Source organism: Nonomuraea antimicrobica (assembly GCF_039536965.1).
GTDB lineage: Bacteria > Actinomycetota > Actinomycetes > Streptosporangiales > Streptosporangiaceae > Nonomuraea > Nonomuraea antimicrobica.
This window is the reverse complement of record NZ_BAAAZP010000027.1, coordinates 81,765-98,116: the sequence shown is the minus strand read 5'-3', so window position 1 is coordinate 98,116 and position 16,352 is coordinate 81,765. Positions and strand designations below refer to the sequence as shown.

Below are 16,352 nucleotides of genomic sequence, written 5' to 3'. Positions count from 1 at the left end.
AGCACGAACACGGCGGCCGACAACCCGCAGAGCACCCATGTGACCGCGTTCATCGCACCTTTCCCGATCTTCAGCGGAGCAGGGTCCGGGCAGGCTCGGCCTCGGCCAGATAGTCCTTCGCCTGCAGTTCGAACAGCTCGGCGTACTCGCCGCCGACCGCCATCAGGTCGTCGTGCGTGCCCTGCTCCACGATCTCGCCGTCGCGCAGGACCACGATCACGTCCGCGGCCCGGACCGCGCCGAGCCGGTGCGACACGAGCAGACTGGTACGTCCGGCGCGGTGCTCGACCAGCCGGCTGTGGATCTCGTGCTCGGCCTGGGCGTCCAGGCCCGCGCTCGGTTCGTCGAGGATGAGCAGGTCGCGCCCCTCACGGAGGAGCGCGCGGGCCAGAGCGAGGCGCTGCCACTGGCCGCCGGAGAGCACCACCCCGGCCTGCGGGTCGTTCTCGTCCTCCAGTCCGAAGAAGATCCGGCTGAGCAGCGTGTCGTAGCCCCGCGGCAGCGTACGGACGATGTCGTGCGCACCGGCCAGGCGGGCCGCCGCCTCGATCCTGGCCCGGTCGGGCAGGGCGTCGATCTCCCCCATCGCGATGTTCTCCGCCGCGGTGAGGTCGTAGCACATGTAGTCCTGGAAGAGCACGCCCATCCTGCGGCGCAGTTCGCCGGGCGGCACGTCGCGGAGGTCCGCGCCGTCCCAGTAGATCGCGCCGCGCGTCGGATCGTAGAAGCGGCAGAGCAGTTTGATCAGCGTGCTCTTGCCGGCCCCGTTGAGCCCCACCAGCGCCACCGAGGCGCCGTACGGGATGGTGAGGTCGACTCCGCGCAGCACCCATGGATGGCTGTCGTCGTATCGGAACCACACGTCGCGCAGCTCGATGCCGTGCCGCATCGCGGGCAGCTCGGCGCTCTCGCGAGGCGGCGGCAGCAGGTCGTCGGGCATCGACGTCACCTCGGCGTGGTAGCCGAAGAGCAACAGCGCCTGATGGGCTCCCGCCACGGTCTCCACCAGCCCGGTCAGCGCGGTCTGCGTCCCCGCCACGGCGGCGACGAACGCCGTCACGTCACCGAGGCTCAGCCCTCCGCTCAGGGCGGAGAACACCGCCCACAGCAGCCCCGCTCCGGCGACGGCCGTGGAGAGCAGGGCGAGCAGCGACTGGATGACCGCCTCGCGCCGGTCCAGCCGTCGTTCACCGGCCTGCGACCTGGCCAGCTCGCCGAGCACCCGGCCCTTGAGGAAGCCGCCGAGCCCGAACAGCCGAACCTCTTTCGCCGCCCGGACGTCGGTGATGAGCGACGAGTAGAGGATCTGACGCCGCGCCGTGGCGGAGAGCCCGGCCAGCACTCCCACGCGCCGCCTGACCATGGCCATCCGCGCGATCAGAACGGGAACGGCGGCCACCGTCACGAGGCCCGCCATGGCCGGGCTCAGCAGCGTCAGGCTGAACAGCAGACCGACCAGCGTGATCACATTGCGTCCTGCGTCGAACAGTCCCGAGGTCACCGGCGTCAGCGCGCCGCCGGTCGCCTCCGCCGCCATGCGCAGCCGGTCGAGGAACACCGGGTTCTCGAAGCGTGACAGACCCTGGAAGCCGGTGACCGCGGTATAGAGCTCGTCCTGGAGCAGCCGGTCCAGTCGCCGATCCAGCTCCGCCCGCAGGTAGGCGGTGAGATGCGGCAGGACTCCCGAGGCGAGGCCGAGCAGGGCGAGGCCGCCGGCCGCGCGCAATGCCTGATCCGGGTCACCGGCGGTGAGCCCGTCGACGAGGAGCTTGGTCCCCCACACCGTGCCGGTCGGCAGCAGGCCGGTGACGATCGTGACCGCGAGCTGGCACACCACCAGGCCGGGCCCGGCCCGCCAGGACAGCAGCGCCACCGCGGCGGCGTGGTGCAGCGGTCTCCTGGGCAGGTCGTCGCCCGGCGCGTCGTCGGCGGCGGACGCCGGGCTCATACCGTCGAGGCCGTTTCGGCCAGGCGTTCCACGTCCAGGTCCGCCCGTACGATCCTGCCCTCCGCGTCGAGCCGCAGGAACAGCGGGAACGCCCGGATGCCGAGGTCGGCCACCACGGCGGCCGCCTCCTCCGCCACGACGACGGCGGACGCCTCGCCGACCACGTCGACCAGGTTCTGGACCTGCCGCCCTGCACCGGTGACGAACGCCAGGGCCGTGCCGGGGCGGGCCTCGGCCGCGAACTTCGGGGCGTGCTCGTGACACGTGCCGCAGTCGGCGTCGAAGAACCCCACGAGCCGCGGGCTGGGCACGGCACGCGTGGCGGCGCCCGGCAGCGTACGTCCGATCAGGAACGAGGGATCATAGGGCAGCGTCCTCGGCTCGTTGAGCAGGCGCTCCAGCTCGGCGCTGTGCTCGCGCAGGCGGCGCAGCACCGCGAAGGTGAGCACCAGATCGAACAGGCAGAGCGCACCCACCAGCACGATGGCGGCGATCAGAAAGGGCATCGGACGATCTCACTTCCGGTCATCGAGACGAGGCGGTGAACAGACTCACGAGGTCGTCCAGTCGTACGACGACCAGGATGCCCACGGCGGCCACGACCGCCGCCAGGGCGAGGCCGGCGGGGTGGGCGGGAGACCCCGTGCCCGCACCGGCGAGTCCGGCCGCGAGCCCGGCGGCCGCACCTGTGATCAGCAGCAGATTGCGCACCACGTGCACCCGGCCGAGCGGTGTGTCGGAGGCTCCGAAGCACCGGCACGGCCCGCGCCGCCCCCTGCGCAGCGCGGCGAGGATACCGGCGGTCATGGCGGCGAGGGTCGCGACCGCCGCGGTCAGCCCCACGATCGCGGTGGACGGGAACAACAGCAGGAGCACCACCGCCGCCTCCACCCCCACCAGCGCGTACGCCGCCACCGCCGATCCGGCACCCGAGAGCAGCCCGAGCGCCCTGATCGAGGCGGCGAACGCGTCAAAGGCGGCACGCCCGCGGACCTTGCTCGCGAGCGCCAGCACGAAGACCCCGACGAGCAGTACCCGGCAGGTCGTCAGCAGATAGAGCATCATCTGGCCAGTCCGTTCCCATTCCCGCCGGGCCCCGCGGCGACGCCGAACGCCGTCGGAGCCGTCAGCAGACCCTCAGGAAGTACGCGCCGTACCAGGCGGATGCCGTGTTGGCTCAGGACGCTAGAGAGAGCGCCTACAAAGGCGGTACACCGGCGCTACATCGGGGCCGGCTCCGCCAGCTCGGCCGCGAAGAGCCGCAGCAGATCGTCCATGCGGAAACGGTCGGCGCCGATCGGTTCGAGCAGGCGTGCCTTCAGCAACTCGTCGAGCGCGGCCTCGGCGACCTTCGTCTCGACGCCGAGAAGTCCGGCGGCGTGCTCGATGCCGATCTCGGGCAGGTCGAACGCGCCGATCAGCAGGAAGGCGCGCATGGCCACGTCCTTGACCGGGCTCGCGCTCTCCGCCAGCGACGCGAGGCTCACCTCGAAGCCGGAGCGGACGCTCAGGCCGGCGGTCTGCAGTTCGTCGAGCCGCCGCCGGTCCCGCAGCCGTTCGGCGAAGCGTCCGAGTGACCAGTCGGGCCGGCCGGCGAGGCGGGCGCCCGCGATGCGCAGCGCCAGCGGCTGGTGACCGCACAGGTGCGCGAGGTCGGCCGCCGCCTCGGGCTCGGCGGTCACCCGGGTCTCGCCCGCCAGCAGCGTCAGCATCCGTACCGAGTCCTGCGGGTCGAGCATGCCGACGGAGATCTGTACGGCGTCCAGGGTGGACAGCATGATCCGGCTGGTGACCAGCGACGCGCATCCGTCGCCGCCCGGAATCAGGTCCGTCACCTGCGCCGCGTCGACGGCGTTGTCCAGGAGCACGAGGACTCTCCGGCCGGCCAGCAGCGACTGGTACACGGCCGCCGCCTCGGCCTGCGTGGCCGGTACGTCGTCGTGCGGCACCCCCAGCGCCCGGAGAAACCGGCCGAGCACCTCCACGGGCCGCAGCGGCGGCCGGTCCGGGGCGGAACCCTGCAGATCGGCGTAGAGGCGGCCGTCGGCGTAGTGATCGGCGGCCAGGTACGCCGCCCGCAGTGCCAGAGCCGACTTCCCCGCTCCCGCGGGGCCGTGCAGCGCGAGCACCTGTGCGCCGAATCCCGCCGTCGTCTCGCGGTCCAGCACGCCGAGCGCCTGGGCGAGCTCCGTCGACCGGCCCACGAACACCACCGGCTCGCGCGGCAACTGGCGTGGCCGCCGGTGGTCGTTCCGCACCCGCACGGCCGCCGGCCCGCCCGGCAGCTCCACGTCCGGTTCCCTGCGCAGGATCGCCTGGTGCAACCGGTGCAGTTCGGGACCGGGCGCCACGCCGAGTTCGTCGGCCAGGACCTGGCGGGCCGCCCCGAACGCGGCCAGTGCGCCGGCCACGTCCCCGCACCGGTACAACGCGACCATGAGCCTGCCGTGCAACCCCTCCCTCAGCGGATGGCGCACCGTCAACGCGCGCAGCCGCTCGGCCGCCGCGGCGTGCCTGCCGAGCGCGAGCTGAACCCCGGTGAACTCCTCGGCGGTGCTCAGGTAGCGGTCGGTCAGGTGGGCGACGACCTCTCTCAGGGCCGGGCCGAGCGGCACGTCCTCGACCGCCGCGCCCCGCCACAGCGCGAGGGCCTTGACGTACTCGTCGTGCGCCCTTTCGAGGTCGCCCTGCTCCAGCGACCGGCGACCGTGGCCGGACAACGTCTCGAAGTGGAAGAGGTCCAGCTCGGCGGGCTCGACCCGGAGCAGGTAACCACCCTCCGAGGTGACCAGCCGCTCTCCGTCCGGGTGGTCGCCACAGGTGGAGAGCAGGTGACGCAGCCGCATGAGATAGGTACGCAGGTTCGCCACCGCCGAGGCGGGAGGTCGCTGGTCCCACACCTCGGCCACCAGGGAGTGGACCGGCACCGTGTGCCGGGCCTGCGCGAGCAGCATGGCGAGGAGGGTGCGCTGCTTGGGCGCCGCGATCCGCAGGGGTGTGTCACCGGGTTGGATCCGCATCGGGCCGAGGAGTCGAAACCGCAACAGTCCCGCCTTTCACTCCGGCCGAACGCTCGAACGCCGTCCGACCGAGGTACGGGGCGATGCCCTGTGACCATAGACGAAAAGAGCCCCGAACGATGAGCCGTCCGGGGCGTTCTCCGTGTTCTTCTCGCCGTTCCACTCCGCCCGAAGGCGCGCGCCGCCACGACGGATGTCACGCAGTTCGTCACGAAGAAGCCCCGGGCGATATTCGCTCCGGGGCGTTATAGCAGGTCAATGACTGTGGTCAGGGGCGGGGTCGAACCGCCGACCTTCCGCTTTTCAGGCGGGACAACAACCCTGCTCGCTGATCGAGGCCATGGTCGGACGCATGCAGGCGGTGACGCAGCGGGTTGCCGGGGCTTGCCGGCCGGACGGCCGCTATTTCTCATAGTGATAGCGACAGGCGGCGATCAGGATGGTGTCGTCGTTGACGCGGTAGACGAGCCGGTGTTCTGAGGTAATGCGCCGGGACCAGTAGCCGGCCCATTCATACTTCAGCGGCTCTGGCTTGCCGATGCCCTCGTTCTCGTTTCGGGCTACGTCGGCGATCAGCTGATTGATCCTTTTGAGGATGCGTCGATCCTCTCGCTGCCAGTAGCAGTAGTCCTCCCAGGCAAGCTCGTCGAAAAGGATCTTCACGAGGTGGTGTCCTCATCGGCCAGTTCGCGGACGGTGCCGCCGCCGGCCTCCAGGCGGGCGACCGCCTCTGACAGCCGCCTGCGGTTGACAGGAGAGGCCATCAGATAGAGCGTCTCGCGCATCGACTCGTATTCGCGCTGCGACACCATGACGACGCCTTCTCCGCCGGGGCGGGTGATGAGGACCTCTTCCTGGTCATCGATGACGGCGTCGAGGGTGGCGGCGTAGTTGGCCCGCGATTCGGACATAGTCATCACCTTCATTCCATCAGTGTACATGATGATGTACATCAAGGTGGGCGTCCCGCCCCAGGTCGTCCGCGACATCGTCGGCCACAGCGACGTCGAAGTAGCCATGACGATCTACGCCCACGCTTCCCTCGACGACAAGCGCACTGCCCTGCGCAGGCTGGGCGACGCCCTCGGATGGCCAGCCGCCTTCAGGGCTGAAGATCAAGCACGCTCGGTGACGCCGTTATCGAGCGTGCTTCCATTACATCCGATCGCGGAGAACACGAACGTAGTCGAACCCCCGACCTTCCAGGTGCCCCGCGACCCACTGAGCAGCACGATCGTCGGGGCCGAGTTCCCGTAGGTGGAATCGGAGGCTCTCGATGACCTTTCGCTCGCGGGCCTTGCGCCGCTTGGGCAGAAAATCGGCCGGTAGGTTGTGACACACGTTGGCGATCATGCGCATGTGCTCCAGATGCCTCAGTGCCGCATCGGTCTCCCCATCGGCCAACGCGCGCTCCGCCAGGTGGCTGACGGCACGAATCTCCATGAACCCCTTGGCCATCAAGCCCCTGACGGCCTCCTGCGCCGAACCACGTTCCAATCCAGCGGGACGGTCACGCGCTGTCCGCGTGTCTTCCGAGAACGTGTAGCAGGCGCAGTGGCCGTCACGCTCTTCAACGCAGCGCGGGTGCTTGCAACTGTGGTCGTGCCGGTGATCACGGGACCACACATGGAAGTCCCGCCTTATGCCCCTGGCGCGCCGCGCTGTCCGATGCTCCTCCCATCGTGACAGCGTCTTGGGAAGCTGCTGGAACCGCAGCATCGGTACAGGCCTGTTAAGACCGCTCTTGATGAGCGCACCGTCGTTCATTCTGAGCACCATGGCCGCAGAGATGCAGCCTTTTACCGGCACATCCCACGACCTACGTGGCCATGGAATCACATAGTGGGTTCCGCCCGAAGCAAGATGAGCAGCCCGAAGCTCGATGGCCTGCGGCTTGACAGAGCCTGAGGTCTCACGCAGCAATTCGATCATCGTGGCAGTGTCGACGGCACGAACTGTCCGAAGCGCCCTGGGTAACACCGTGCCGTGATCCGGATCTTTCGCTAGAGGCCAAGGAAGTAACCACACGAGCATCAGCCTGCCATGGACGGGCCCAGCAGCGGAGGCGGCGACGTTGCTGTCACTGCTGCTGTCACTGGAGATCAAAAAACCCCGAACGGTGATCCGTTCGGGGTGTTCTTGCTGGTCGTGTGATGTGGTCAGGGGCGGGGTCGAACCGCCGACCTTCCGCTTTTCAGGCGGACGCTCGTACCAACTGAGCTACCTGACCTAGAGCGGTCCTGACGGGACTTGAACCCGCGACCTCCACCTTGACAGGGTGGCGAGCACTCCAAACTGCTCTACAGGACCTTGCGTTTCTTGCTGTTTGCGCTCGCTTAGCTTACCAGCTCTTCGGTGACCTTTGGCCAGCCGATTTGCGGTGCGCCAGGCGCTCGCAGTGCCCCCAACGGGATTCGAACCCGTGCCGCCGCCTTGAAAGGGCGGTGTCCTAGGCCGCTAGACGATGGGGGCTCAGGATTCCCTGTCGCCTTCCGTCGGAGACCTCTGAAGCATAGGGGACGATTGCCCCTGATGCCAAAGCGACGAACCGGCGGTCGGTGACCCGGTGCCAGTGATCGATCCCGTTGGAGACGGGCCGTTCGTTGGCTCCGGGGAAATCATACGTTGCGGGTTGGGCTCCACGTGACGCTGGATGTACACCGACTGCTCCCCGAGCCCGCCGAGCGTGATGTCGTCCCAGGCACGCAGGCGCCGGGTCTCCTTGTCGAAGTACAGGACGGACGCCTGGACGGGGGTGGGCTGGGCGTGTTCGAGCGCGCGCAGGCCGGCCCCGCCCGTCGAGCCCTGGACGAGCATGCGGGTGCCCGTCGGCAGCATGTTCGTCCTCCGGTCGTGCGTGTGACCGGCCAGGATCATGGGGGCCACGCCGGAGAAGCCGCGCCCGACGTCGGGGTCGTGTACGGCGATCAGGTCCGGTTCGCCCACCCCGGCGAGGTGGGCGCGGGCGAACTGGCCGAGCGCCTGCGGGGTCGAGTTGACGGGCACGGACTTGTCGGGGGTGAAGCGCGGGTCCCCGAGCCCGTAGATGGTCAGCCCGGCCACCTTTTGCGACCTGTCGTCCAGGACGATGGCGTTCTTCTGCTTCTCCACCGCCTTCTGGGTGGTCATCGAGTCGTGGTTGCCGCGGACGTACACGTACGGGACCTTGAGGCCGCTGATCTCGTCGACGAACTTGTTCTCGGCCTTGGTGCCGTGGTCGGAGATGTCGCCGGTGTCGATGATCATGTCGACGGCGAACTGGTCCTTGAGTGAGCGGATGACGTTCCAGGCGATGGGGTTGATGTGGATGTCGGAGACGTGCAGGACGCGGATGGTCTTGGGGTCGGCGTCGTACAGAGGGAGAGTCGAGACCGTTTCGTAGAGCTTCGAGACGTTGGTCACGAGCTTGGTGAGCTGCGACCGGTACGACTCGAACTTCGTCACGATCGCCTCCGCGCTGCCGACCAGGGACGGCGCGGCGGCCACCAGTCCGGAGTAGCGCGGCTCGACGAGCGATCTCGGACGGAACGTGAGGGCCGCCAGGGCTCCCGTGGCGGCCAGGGCCACGGAGGCCGCCAGAAGGCCCGCCAGGGCCACTCTAGGCCGCCTGAAGACCATCAGGACGGCGAGCAGCGCCCCCGCCCCCGCGCAGAGCAGCGAGCGGATGATGAGCGCGCGCACGCCGTCCAGCAGGTCGGTCTCGATCACGCCGGGCAGGCGGTCGGCCAGGCGCGGGTCCTCGAGGAGGGCTTTGGCGCGTTCCTGGTCGATGTTCTCCAGCGTGATGCGCAGCCTGAGCGGCGCTTCGTGGGTGCGGAAGGTGAGCGTGCCGAGCGGGCTGGCGTCGACGACCGTCTCGCCGTCCCAGGCGGGGCGGAGGGACATCCCGGTCTCCACCGGACCCACCTGTGCATGGACGGTGCCGCTGAGGAAGATACCCAGCCAAGCACCAACTGCGGCCACGAGGAGAACCGCCACCGTCCTCGAGCCGCGTGATCGAAGGAGTGCCTTTGACCTGTGCGCGAACTTCATACAGTTTCTTGCCTACCTGACGGACGGGGCAGAATGGCAAGCGTGATCGAGGTAACGCGGGAGAAGTTCGAGGAACTCGTGGCCGAGGCATTGGACACCATCCCCCCAGACCTCACCCGCGCCATGAGTAACGTCGTCGTCACGGTCGTCGATGACCCGCCGGAGCCCCACCTGCTCGGCCTGTACACCGGTGTCCCCCTCACCGAACGCGGCGACTGGTACTCCGCTGTTCTGCCCGACCGGATCGAGATCTACCGCAATCCGATATGTCAGATTTGTGACACCGAGGAGGACGTGGTCGACGAGGTGCGCATCACGGTCGTGCATGAAGTCGGGCATCACTTCGGCATCGACGACGCCAGGCTTCACGAATTGGGCTGGTAACCCTTTGCTTTTGGTTGGCTGCTTTGGGTTGCGGTCAACTCGTCGGTCGGGCACCTTAGGTGACATAGCGAGCACCCTGAGTCAGGCACAGCGGAGTCCAATGGGGGCCATGCGGGCACCACGGCCGCCGGGACGGCATCGCCGTGCCGGAGAAGCACCACAAGTCACATATCGGGAAGTCATCGCCGTCGGAGAGTTCCGGTCGCTCTGGTACGCCCAGGGCCTGTCGCTCCTCGGCGACCAGCTCGCCCAGGTGGCGCTCGCCGTGCTCGTCTTCGACCGCACGGGGTCCGCGCTGGCCACGGCGGCGGTCTACGCGCTGACCTACCTGCCCTCGATCGTCGGCGGGCCGCTGCTGGCCGGGTTGGCGGACCGGTTCGCCCGCAGGGGCGTCATGCTGGCCTGCGACCTCGTACGCGCCGCGCTGGTGGGCGTGATGGCCGTGCCCGGCATGCCGTTCTGGTCGCTGTGCGCGCTGGTGTTCCTGGTGGTGCTGCTCGGCGCCCCGTTCTCGGCCGCGCGGGCGGCGCTGCTGCCGGAGGTGCTCGAAGGCGACGCGTACGTCCTGGGCTCGGCCCTGCAGAACATGACGAACCAGGCCGTCCAGATGCTCGGTTTCGCCGCGGGCGGAGCGCTCATCGCGACCATGGGCCCGCACCGCGCGCTCGCCCTCGACGCCGCGACGTTCCTCGGATCGGCGCTGATCCTGATCTCGGGCGTACGCCGCCGTCCCGCCGCCCACCAGCACGGCGGCAAGCTGTCCATGTGGAGCATGACGGCGTCCGGGGCCCGGCTGGTGTTCGGTTCGCGGCATCTGCGGACGCTCGTGCTCTTCGCGTGGCTCTGCGGCTTCTACATCCTGCCCGAGGGCATCGCGGCACCGTACGCGGCCAGGCTCGCCACGGACGGGCTGCCGGTGCCCGTCATCACCGGCCTGCTGATGGCCGCCATGCCGGCCGGGACGGTGGTGGGGGCGTTCCTGTACAGCAGGTTCGTCTCGCCACCGCGGCGGCTGCGGCTCATGGGGTGGATGGCCGTCCTGAGCTGCGCGCCCCTGATCGTGACCGCGCTACGGCCGCCGTTGGCCGTGGTGCTCGCGGCGTGGGTCCTGTCGGGGGTCGGCGGGGCGTACCAGCTCGCGGCCAATGCCGCCTTCGTCCAGTACGTACCGGCCGAACGTCGCGCCCAGGCGTTCGGCCTCGTGCAGTCGGGGCTGATGGCCGTACAGGGGATCGGCATCCTGGTCGGCGGTTTCGCGGCGGAGCGACTCGGCCCGGAGCCGGTCGTCGCGCTGGCGGGGGCCGCCGGGGTGATCGGCGCGGCAGTGCTCTCCCTGATGTGGACCGAGGCCCGCGACAAGTCCGCCCAGGTGGGTGCCGAGGCCACCGCCTGACCACGTCACTTCTGGTACGGCCGCTCCTCGCTGCTCCAGTCCGACGACGTCGCCTTGTTCTCCTGCTGCTTGCTGACCAGGTCCTGGACGATCGACGTGTCGTGCTCCTCGTCGGGCATGAGGAGCCAGCCGATCGCGTAGATGCCGACGCCGAGGCCGCCGAACAGCGTGGCGATCGCCAGCGCGATCCGTACCATGTTGGCGTCGACCCCCACGTACTCGCCGACGCCGGAGCAGACGCCCGCGATGATCCTGCCCTTGTGGGTCCGGCGCAGCTTCTTGACGTTGTATTCGCTCATAGCCCAAGACTGCCCGGCGGGCACGCGTCCGCACATCAGGATTCCCCCTGGCCGAACCCTGGTAGTCCCCTATGCGATTGGGTGCGCGCTTGTGGGGCGGGTGCGCTGGCGTTTGGGGAACGTGGGGCGGGTGGGGTGCATTCCTGCTCGGGGCACGCAGCCGAGGTCGCTCATCCCTGGAGCCCTGGGGCCCTGGGCCCGTGGGGGCGCGCTCAGCCGTGAGGTCTCTCCGCCCTGAGGCCGCTCAACCCCGGAAGTCGCTCAGCCCGCGGCGGTCGCCCGGCACCCCGGAAGTTGTCGAGCACGAACCGTACGTCCCTCGGCCAGGCCGACGCCACCTTGGCCTGGTGCTCAGCCCTCCGGAAGTTGCCCAGGCGTCCGGAAGTTGCTCGGCCTCGACATCATCTAGCCTGAAGTCACAAGCCTGAGCACCCAAGAGTCTGTCCACAATCTTGTCCACAAGCGCGTCGACTACTTTGTCCCTTAGATTGTCCACGTCTAACGTGTCCACGTCGCTTGTCTGAGGATCTGAGGAGAGGACCCGTGATGGACGACCTGTTGCGCCTGGACGACCGGCTGAACGCCGACCAGCGACTGATCCGCGACACGGTCAGGTCCTTCGTCGCCGACCGCGTCCTGCCGTACGTCGGGGACTGGTTCGAGGAGGCCACCTTCCCGGCGCGCGAGCTCGCGCCCGCCCTCGGCTCGCTCGGGCTGCTGGGGATGCACCTCCAGGGATATGGCTGCGCCGGCACGGACGCCGTCTCGTACGGCGTGGCCTGCCGCGAGCTGGAGGCGGGCGACTCGGGGCTGCGTTCGTTCGTGTCGGTGCAGGGGTCGCTGGCCATGTTCCCCATCTGGCGTTACGGCTCCGACGAGCAGAAGGAGGAGTGGCTGCCCCGGATGGCCGCGGGCGAGGCCATCGGCTGCTTCGGCCTGACCGAGCCCGATCACGGCTCCGACCCGGCGGGCATGCGTACCTATGCCAAGAAGGACGGATCCGACTGGATCCTGAACGGCTCCAAGATGTGGATCACGAACGGCTCCATCGCCGACGTGGCCGTCGTCTGGGCGCAGACGGACGAGGGTGTCCGCGGTTTCGTCGTACCGGCCGCCACTCCGGGATTCTCCGCCCCCGAGATCCACAAGAAGCTGTCCCTGCGGGCCTCGGTCACCTCCTCCCTCTATTTCGACGACGTACGCCTGCCCGCCTCGGCCGCCCTCCCCGGCGTCGTCGGGCTGCGCGGACCGCTGTCCTGCCTGTCGGAGGCCCGCTTCGGCATCCTCTGGGGCGTCGTCGGCGCCGCCCGCGCCTGCGTCGAGGCAGCGGTGGACTACGCGAAGACCCGCGTCCAGTTCGACAAGCCGATCGGCGCTTTCCAACTGACGCAGGAGAAGCTCGCCTGGATGTACGTCGGCCTCGCCCAATCCGGCCTCACGGCCCTCCATCTCGGCGAACTGAAGGACGCCGGGAAACTGGAGCCCCGGCAGATCAGCTTCGGGAAGCTGGCCAACGTACGCGCCGCCCTGGACATCGCCCGCCAGGCACGCAGCATCCTGGGCGGTAACGGGATCACGCTGGAGTACCCTGTGATCAGACACATGAACAACCTGGAAAGCGTCCTCACGTACGAGGGCACCCAGGAGATCCACACGCTGGTGCTGGGAGAGGCGCTGACGGGGCTGGCGGCTTACCGGTGATATAGGCGTCGCGGGCAGGGCGGTAACCTCTGTACCCTTGCTGTTGCTGGGGGCGTTAGCTCAATTGGCAGAGCTGCGGACTTTTAATCCGTAGGTTCCGGGTTCGAGCCCCGGGCGCCCTACCACTCCACACCCCATCCGACCTGCACTTTCTCGATTCTCGACTCTCTTCTGCGAGGCGAAGACGGACGAGTTCATGCTCGTCACATGCTCTTCGGCACGCGTCCGGCACATCGGCGGGCCGATCGCGAGGTCGAAATGGGCCGGTTTGCACTGCCGGACATCATCCGCCTGAGACGGCACCGTAAAGCCAGACCCGGACGACACCCAACAGAAGGGCATGGTGGAAGGGTCGGCGGGCGCGACACGTCCGGCTTGCTCACAGACCCATCCATGCGCTGGTCAAGCCGCCTCCGGGCGAGTTCAGACGTCGTTACAGCAAGACGAACGACCAGGACGATAGACCTTCAGAATCCCTGAAATCTCATCAATCTCCGAAGAAACCGGAGCGCCAGCAGATAAGCCCAGGTCCTGGGGCTAGAGGCCGAAGAACCGCGAAGGAACTCAAGGGTTATTGGTTACTCATCGCCCATCGCCTGGAAGGCGACCTCCGGGCGGCGCAACAGGTCGGTGACCGCCCGGGGCCGCGACCTGTTCGTCGGTGGCCATGTCGTGGATCGCCTTGACCTTCTCGGTGGCGGTGACCGGGTGGCTGACCTTCTGCCCGACGATCCGCTTGGCGCTGCCCTGGGTCCACTCCTTGCGGCCGGTGCGCTCATTCAGCGGTGGTTGGTCCAGCTGGGCCCAGCGCGCCTCATCGTCGGAGATGCCGGCCAGGATCACGAACACGACAGAGGGCATCCCGCTCGCTGGGCCAGCGCGAGGCCACCCAGCGGCGCTGTTCCAAGGTCGGGACCGGGATGCGGGTGTCGTCGGACAGGCGCTGCAGGCAGGCGTCCACCGTGAACAGGTCCTCGGCCGGATGCGAGCCCCCGACCTGCTGCAATGGCGCGATCTCTACCGCACATCGAAGGCGAACCGATCCATCTCGTCCCGATCCGATAGTCCCTCCAGCCGTTGCAGTAGCATCGCCACCGCCAGGATCATCGGCGGCACCGACCTTCTGCCATCCTCGGCGAACATCACATCCGGGAACAGGTTCCGGCTGCTCGGCGGCGTGCGGAATAGGCCGGGCCGGTCAAGGTTCTCCGACCGTTCCCGGCCGGGTGGCGTGCGGGCCGCCGATGCTCAGCGCTGGCAGGGAGCGCAGCATGAGGTCACGCGCTCGCTCACGATCGCCGACCAGACGCTTGCCCATGGTCAGGGTCACGAACCCGTGCAGGTAGGCCCAGATGGTCTCGACAATGGCGTCGGGGTCGGTGATGGCGTATCCCTGGGCGGCGGCTTGCCGTACGACCGCGTCACGGCAGAGCGCGAAGGTCCGTTGAGCATCGGCGGGAGTCTCGGCCGTGCCGAAGGGCACGCCGTCCAGGCCATGCATCACGTGATAGAGCTCGGGTGCGGCGAACGCGAAGTCCCAGTAGGCGCCCGCGATCGTGGTCACCGCGTCGGAGCCGCCCTCCTTGGAGAGTGCTTGCTCGATCCGCTCGGCGATCTCACGAAAACCCATCTCGGTCAGCTCCCATAGCAAGGCGTCCTTGCCGGAGAAGTGCTGGTAGAGGATGGGTGAGGTGTATTCGAGGCGATCCGCGATCCGGCGGATGGTGACCGCCTGCCAGCCCTCTTCGACGGCGATTTCCCGTGCTGCGCCCAGCAGTCGCTCACGCAACTGCGCCTTCTCCCGCTGCCGCCGCTGGCTGGCCATACGAGTCATCCGGAACGCCATCCCCTCCAGGCCTTGACCCGACCATCATGCCAGTGTTCTGATATCTATCAATGATAAACTATCTATCAAAGGTCATGACATGAAGGTCGCACTAGTCACCGGCGCGTCGTCCGGCATCGGAGCCGCCACCGCGCGCCTGCTCAGCAGCAGCGGCTTCCGCGTCATCGGCACGAGCCGCCGCGTCCAACCCGGCCTGGTCCAACTCGATCCTCGCGACGAGAGCGCGGTGGCGTCCTTCGCGCAGGACACGGGAACGATCGATCTGCTGGTCAACAACATCGGAGGCGGGATCGCGGGTGCGGTCGAGGAAACCTCCGTCCGTGAGGCGTCGGAGGTCTTCGAGGCCAACCTGTGGAGCGCCATGCGGATCACCCAAGCGTTCCTCCCGGGCATGCGCGCCCGGGGGAGCGGCCGGATCGTGGTAATGAGCTTCGCCCCTGACCTGATCGGCATTCCGTTCCGCGGCGTCTACTGCGCCAGCAAGTTCGCCCTCGAGAGCGTCTTCGACGCGATGCGGCACGAGCTTGCGGACACCGGCGTACAGGTCAGCATCGTCAAACCGGCGGGTGTCGCCACTCCGGCGGCCGACCACGTGCCGCATGCAGCGGCCAACCTGGAGGTTTACCGTACAGCACGCGCCCACGTCACCCGACTCTTCGACGGCGCGATGCGCAACGGCATCCCGCCCGAGCATGTCGCCAAGGCCATCCTCAAGGCCGCCACCGCACGCCAGGCTCGCGTCCGTTACCTAGTCGGCGCACCGGCGCGTGCCATCTGGACGGCCCAGCACATAGCTCCGCCCGCGCTTGTGAACTACATCCTCAGACGGCTGGTCAAACCCGTATGACCCTGGGCCTGCCGAGAACATCTCCATGCACGTCAATCAGGGTGTGCGTCGCATCCGGCGAGTGCACATCGTCCTCGCCCGGGCTTGCGTCCACGGGAGTGGTGTACGAGTTTGGCCTGGTCACAGGCGTGGCGTCGTGAAATGACGACGGCCATCGCGTGATCCTTCGAGTAGCAAGATCAAGATTTGAAGGGAACCAGGCGACGGGTGGGCGTGGGTGAATGTCAGGGTTAGCCCATTCGACAGTCATCAAAAGGCGGTCATGGCCAGAGCGCGTCAAGGCAAGAAGGGCAGCAGCAGTGCGCCTGCCGAAAACTCCGTCCACGCAGGTCAAGCGGCATATGAGTACTCGTGGAGAACCCCGCCGAGCCGATCTCCCCGGCGTATGTTCAGGTCGTCTACTCGCTTCGGATCGGTGATCGGATCCAGGACGGTACGCAGCGGAGCTGCTTGGTTCAGGGCCTGATGGGCTCGGTGCTGGTTGTAGAAGCGTTCGTACTCGCGTAGGGCGTGCCGAAGATGGCGTTCGTTCCATACGAGGCAGCGGTCGAGAAGCTCGTGGCGGCATGACTGCACCCACCGCTCCATGATCGCGTTCATCCGCGGCATCCGAATACCGGTGGGCACCGTCTTGATGCCGGCTTCGGCGAGGACCTCGTCCATGAGGGCTGGGAACTTCCCATCCCGATCTCGGAGCAGAAAGGCGCGCCCCGCAGCCCGCATCGTCCAGATCCATCACCAGGTTCTTGATCGCCTGGATGACCCAGGTCGCGGTCGGGTGAGCGGTGGTGCCGAGCACGCGGACGCGCCTGGCGGCGTGCTCGATGACGGCCAGGACGTACTGGCGTTGCCCGATGAGAGTGACGGTCTCGATGAAATCGG

The 16,352-nt window shown here is 68.1% G+C and carries 16 protein-coding genes and 5 tRNA genes; 5 read left to right on the top strand and 16 right to left on the bottom strand.

Going from position 1 to position 16,352, the window contains the following annotated elements:
• Window positions 1-70 precede the first annotated feature (70 nt).
• The 12 genes from ABD844_RS08845 to ABD844_RS08790 form a co-directional block, all read right to left on the bottom strand.
• A complete protein-coding gene (locus ABD844_RS08845) occupies window positions 71-1,948 on the bottom strand; it encodes an ABC transporter ATP-binding protein (protein WP_344874823.1) in 1,878 nt (625 codons plus the stop codon).
• Complete coding sequence (locus ABD844_RS08840; RefSeq protein ID WP_344874821.1) at window positions 1,945-2,454, bottom strand: hypothetical protein; 510 nt, start codon at window positions 2,452-2,454, stop codon at window positions 1,945-1,947. Before ABD844_RS08840 ends, ABD844_RS08845 begins: the two co-directional genes overlap by 4 nt.
• A gap of 19 nt (window positions 2,455-2,473) precedes the next feature.
• A complete protein-coding gene (locus ABD844_RS08835) occupies window positions 2,474-3,013 on the bottom strand; it encodes a MauE/DoxX family redox-associated membrane protein (RefSeq protein ID WP_344874819.1) in 540 nt (179 codons plus the stop codon).
• 155 nt (window positions 3,014-3,168) lie between these two features.
• Window positions 3,169-4,992 carry an AfsR/SARP family transcriptional regulator gene (locus tag ABD844_RS08830; RefSeq protein WP_344874817.1) on the bottom strand — a complete coding sequence of 608 codons (1,824 nt, stop codon included), beginning with the start codon at window positions 4,990-4,992 and terminating at the stop codon, window positions 3,169-3,171.
• 241 nt (window positions 4,993-5,233) lie between these two features.
• A tRNA-Phe gene (locus ABD844_RS08825) sits at window positions 5,234-5,302 on the bottom strand.
• 68 nt (window positions 5,303-5,370) lie between these two features.
• Window positions 5,371-5,631, bottom strand: coding sequence for a Txe/YoeB family addiction module toxin (locus ABD844_RS08820; protein WP_344874815.1), 261 nt, complete (start codon window positions 5,629-5,631; stop codon window positions 5,371-5,373).
• Complete coding sequence (locus ABD844_RS08815) at window positions 5,628-5,894, bottom strand: type II toxin-antitoxin system Phd/YefM family antitoxin (RefSeq protein WP_090771165.1); 267 nt, start codon at window positions 5,892-5,894, stop codon at window positions 5,628-5,630. Before ABD844_RS08815 ends, ABD844_RS08820 begins: the two co-directional genes overlap by 4 nt.
• Window positions 5,895-6,123: 229 nt before the next feature.
• Complete coding sequence (locus ABD844_RS08810; RefSeq protein WP_344874811.1) at window positions 6,124-6,900, bottom strand: hypothetical protein; 777 nt, start codon at window positions 6,898-6,900, stop codon at window positions 6,124-6,126.
• Between the two features lie 224 nt (window positions 6,901-7,124).
• A tRNA-Phe gene (locus tag ABD844_RS08805) sits at window positions 7,125-7,198 on the bottom strand.
• A 5-nt stretch (window positions 7,199-7,203) separates the two neighbouring features.
• Window positions 7,204-7,278 (bottom strand) — tRNA-Asp (locus ABD844_RS08800).
• A gap of 89 nt (window positions 7,279-7,367) precedes the next feature.
• Window positions 7,368-7,440 (bottom strand) — tRNA-Glu (locus tag ABD844_RS08795).
• Window positions 7,441-8,853, bottom strand: coding sequence for a metallophosphoesterase family protein (locus ABD844_RS08790; RefSeq protein WP_344874809.1), 1,413 nt, complete (start codon window positions 8,851-8,853; stop codon window positions 7,441-7,443).
• A gap of 180 nt (window positions 8,854-9,033) precedes the next feature.
• On the opposite strand from ABD844_RS08790, the gene ABD844_RS08785 reads away from it, so the two are divergent.
• Together ABD844_RS08785 and ABD844_RS08780 are read left to right on the top strand one after the other, a co-directional pair.
• Window positions 9,034-9,384: a metallopeptidase family protein gene (locus ABD844_RS08785; protein ID WP_425568524.1), complete on the top strand. Its 351-nt coding sequence runs from the start codon at window positions 9,034-9,036 to the stop codon at window positions 9,382-9,384.
• A 109-nt stretch (window positions 9,385-9,493) separates the two neighbouring features.
• A complete protein-coding gene (locus ABD844_RS08780) occupies window positions 9,494-10,777 on the top strand; it encodes an MFS transporter (protein WP_344874805.1) in 1,284 nt (427 codons plus the stop codon).
• A 5-nt stretch (window positions 10,778-10,782) separates the two neighbouring features.
• On the opposite strand, the gene ABD844_RS08775 is transcribed toward ABD844_RS08780, so the two are convergent.
• Window positions 10,783-11,076, bottom strand: a complete 294-nt coding sequence (locus tag ABD844_RS08775) for a PspC domain-containing protein (protein WP_344874803.1) — start codon at window positions 11,074-11,076, stop codon at window positions 10,783-10,785.
• Window positions 11,077-11,622: 546 nt separating this feature from the next.
• Between ABD844_RS08775 and ABD844_RS08770 the strand changes: the two genes are divergently transcribed.
• Together ABD844_RS08770 and ABD844_RS08765 are read left to right on the top strand one after the other, a co-directional pair.
• On the top strand, window positions 11,623-12,777 hold the full coding sequence (locus ABD844_RS08770; RefSeq protein WP_344874923.1) for an acyl-CoA dehydrogenase family protein: 1,155 nt from the start codon (window positions 11,623-11,625) through the stop codon (window positions 12,775-12,777).
• A gap of 49 nt (window positions 12,778-12,826) precedes the next feature.
• Window positions 12,827-12,902, top strand: a tRNA-Lys gene (locus ABD844_RS08765).
• Window positions 12,903-13,359: 457 nt separating this feature from the next.
• On the opposite strand, the gene ABD844_RS08760 is transcribed toward ABD844_RS08765, so the two are convergent.
• Both ABD844_RS08760 and ABD844_RS08755 read right to left on the bottom strand, forming a co-directional pair.
• Entirely contained in the window at window positions 13,360-13,761 is a 402-nt protein-coding gene (locus ABD844_RS08760; RefSeq protein ID WP_344874921.1) for a DUF6192 family protein, read from the bottom strand.
• A gap of 214 nt (window positions 13,762-13,975) precedes the next feature.
• Window positions 13,976-14,611, bottom strand: a complete 636-nt coding sequence (locus tag ABD844_RS08755) for a TetR/AcrR family transcriptional regulator (protein WP_344874801.1) — start codon at window positions 14,609-14,611, stop codon at window positions 13,976-13,978.
• A gap of 91 nt (window positions 14,612-14,702) precedes the next feature.
• Between ABD844_RS08755 and ABD844_RS08750 the strand changes: the two genes are divergently transcribed.
• Window positions 14,703-15,470, top strand: a complete 768-nt coding sequence (locus ABD844_RS08750; RefSeq protein ID WP_344874799.1) for an SDR family NAD(P)-dependent oxidoreductase — start codon at window positions 14,703-14,705, stop codon at window positions 15,468-15,470.
• 330 nt (window positions 15,471-15,800) lie between these two features.
• Here the strand turns inward: ABD844_RS08750 and ABD844_RS08745 are convergent, their stop codons facing one another.
• Entirely contained in the window at window positions 15,801-16,133 is a 333-nt protein-coding gene (locus tag ABD844_RS08745) for an integrase core domain-containing protein (protein WP_344874797.1), read from the bottom strand.
• Window positions 16,134-16,352 lie beyond the last annotated feature (219 nt).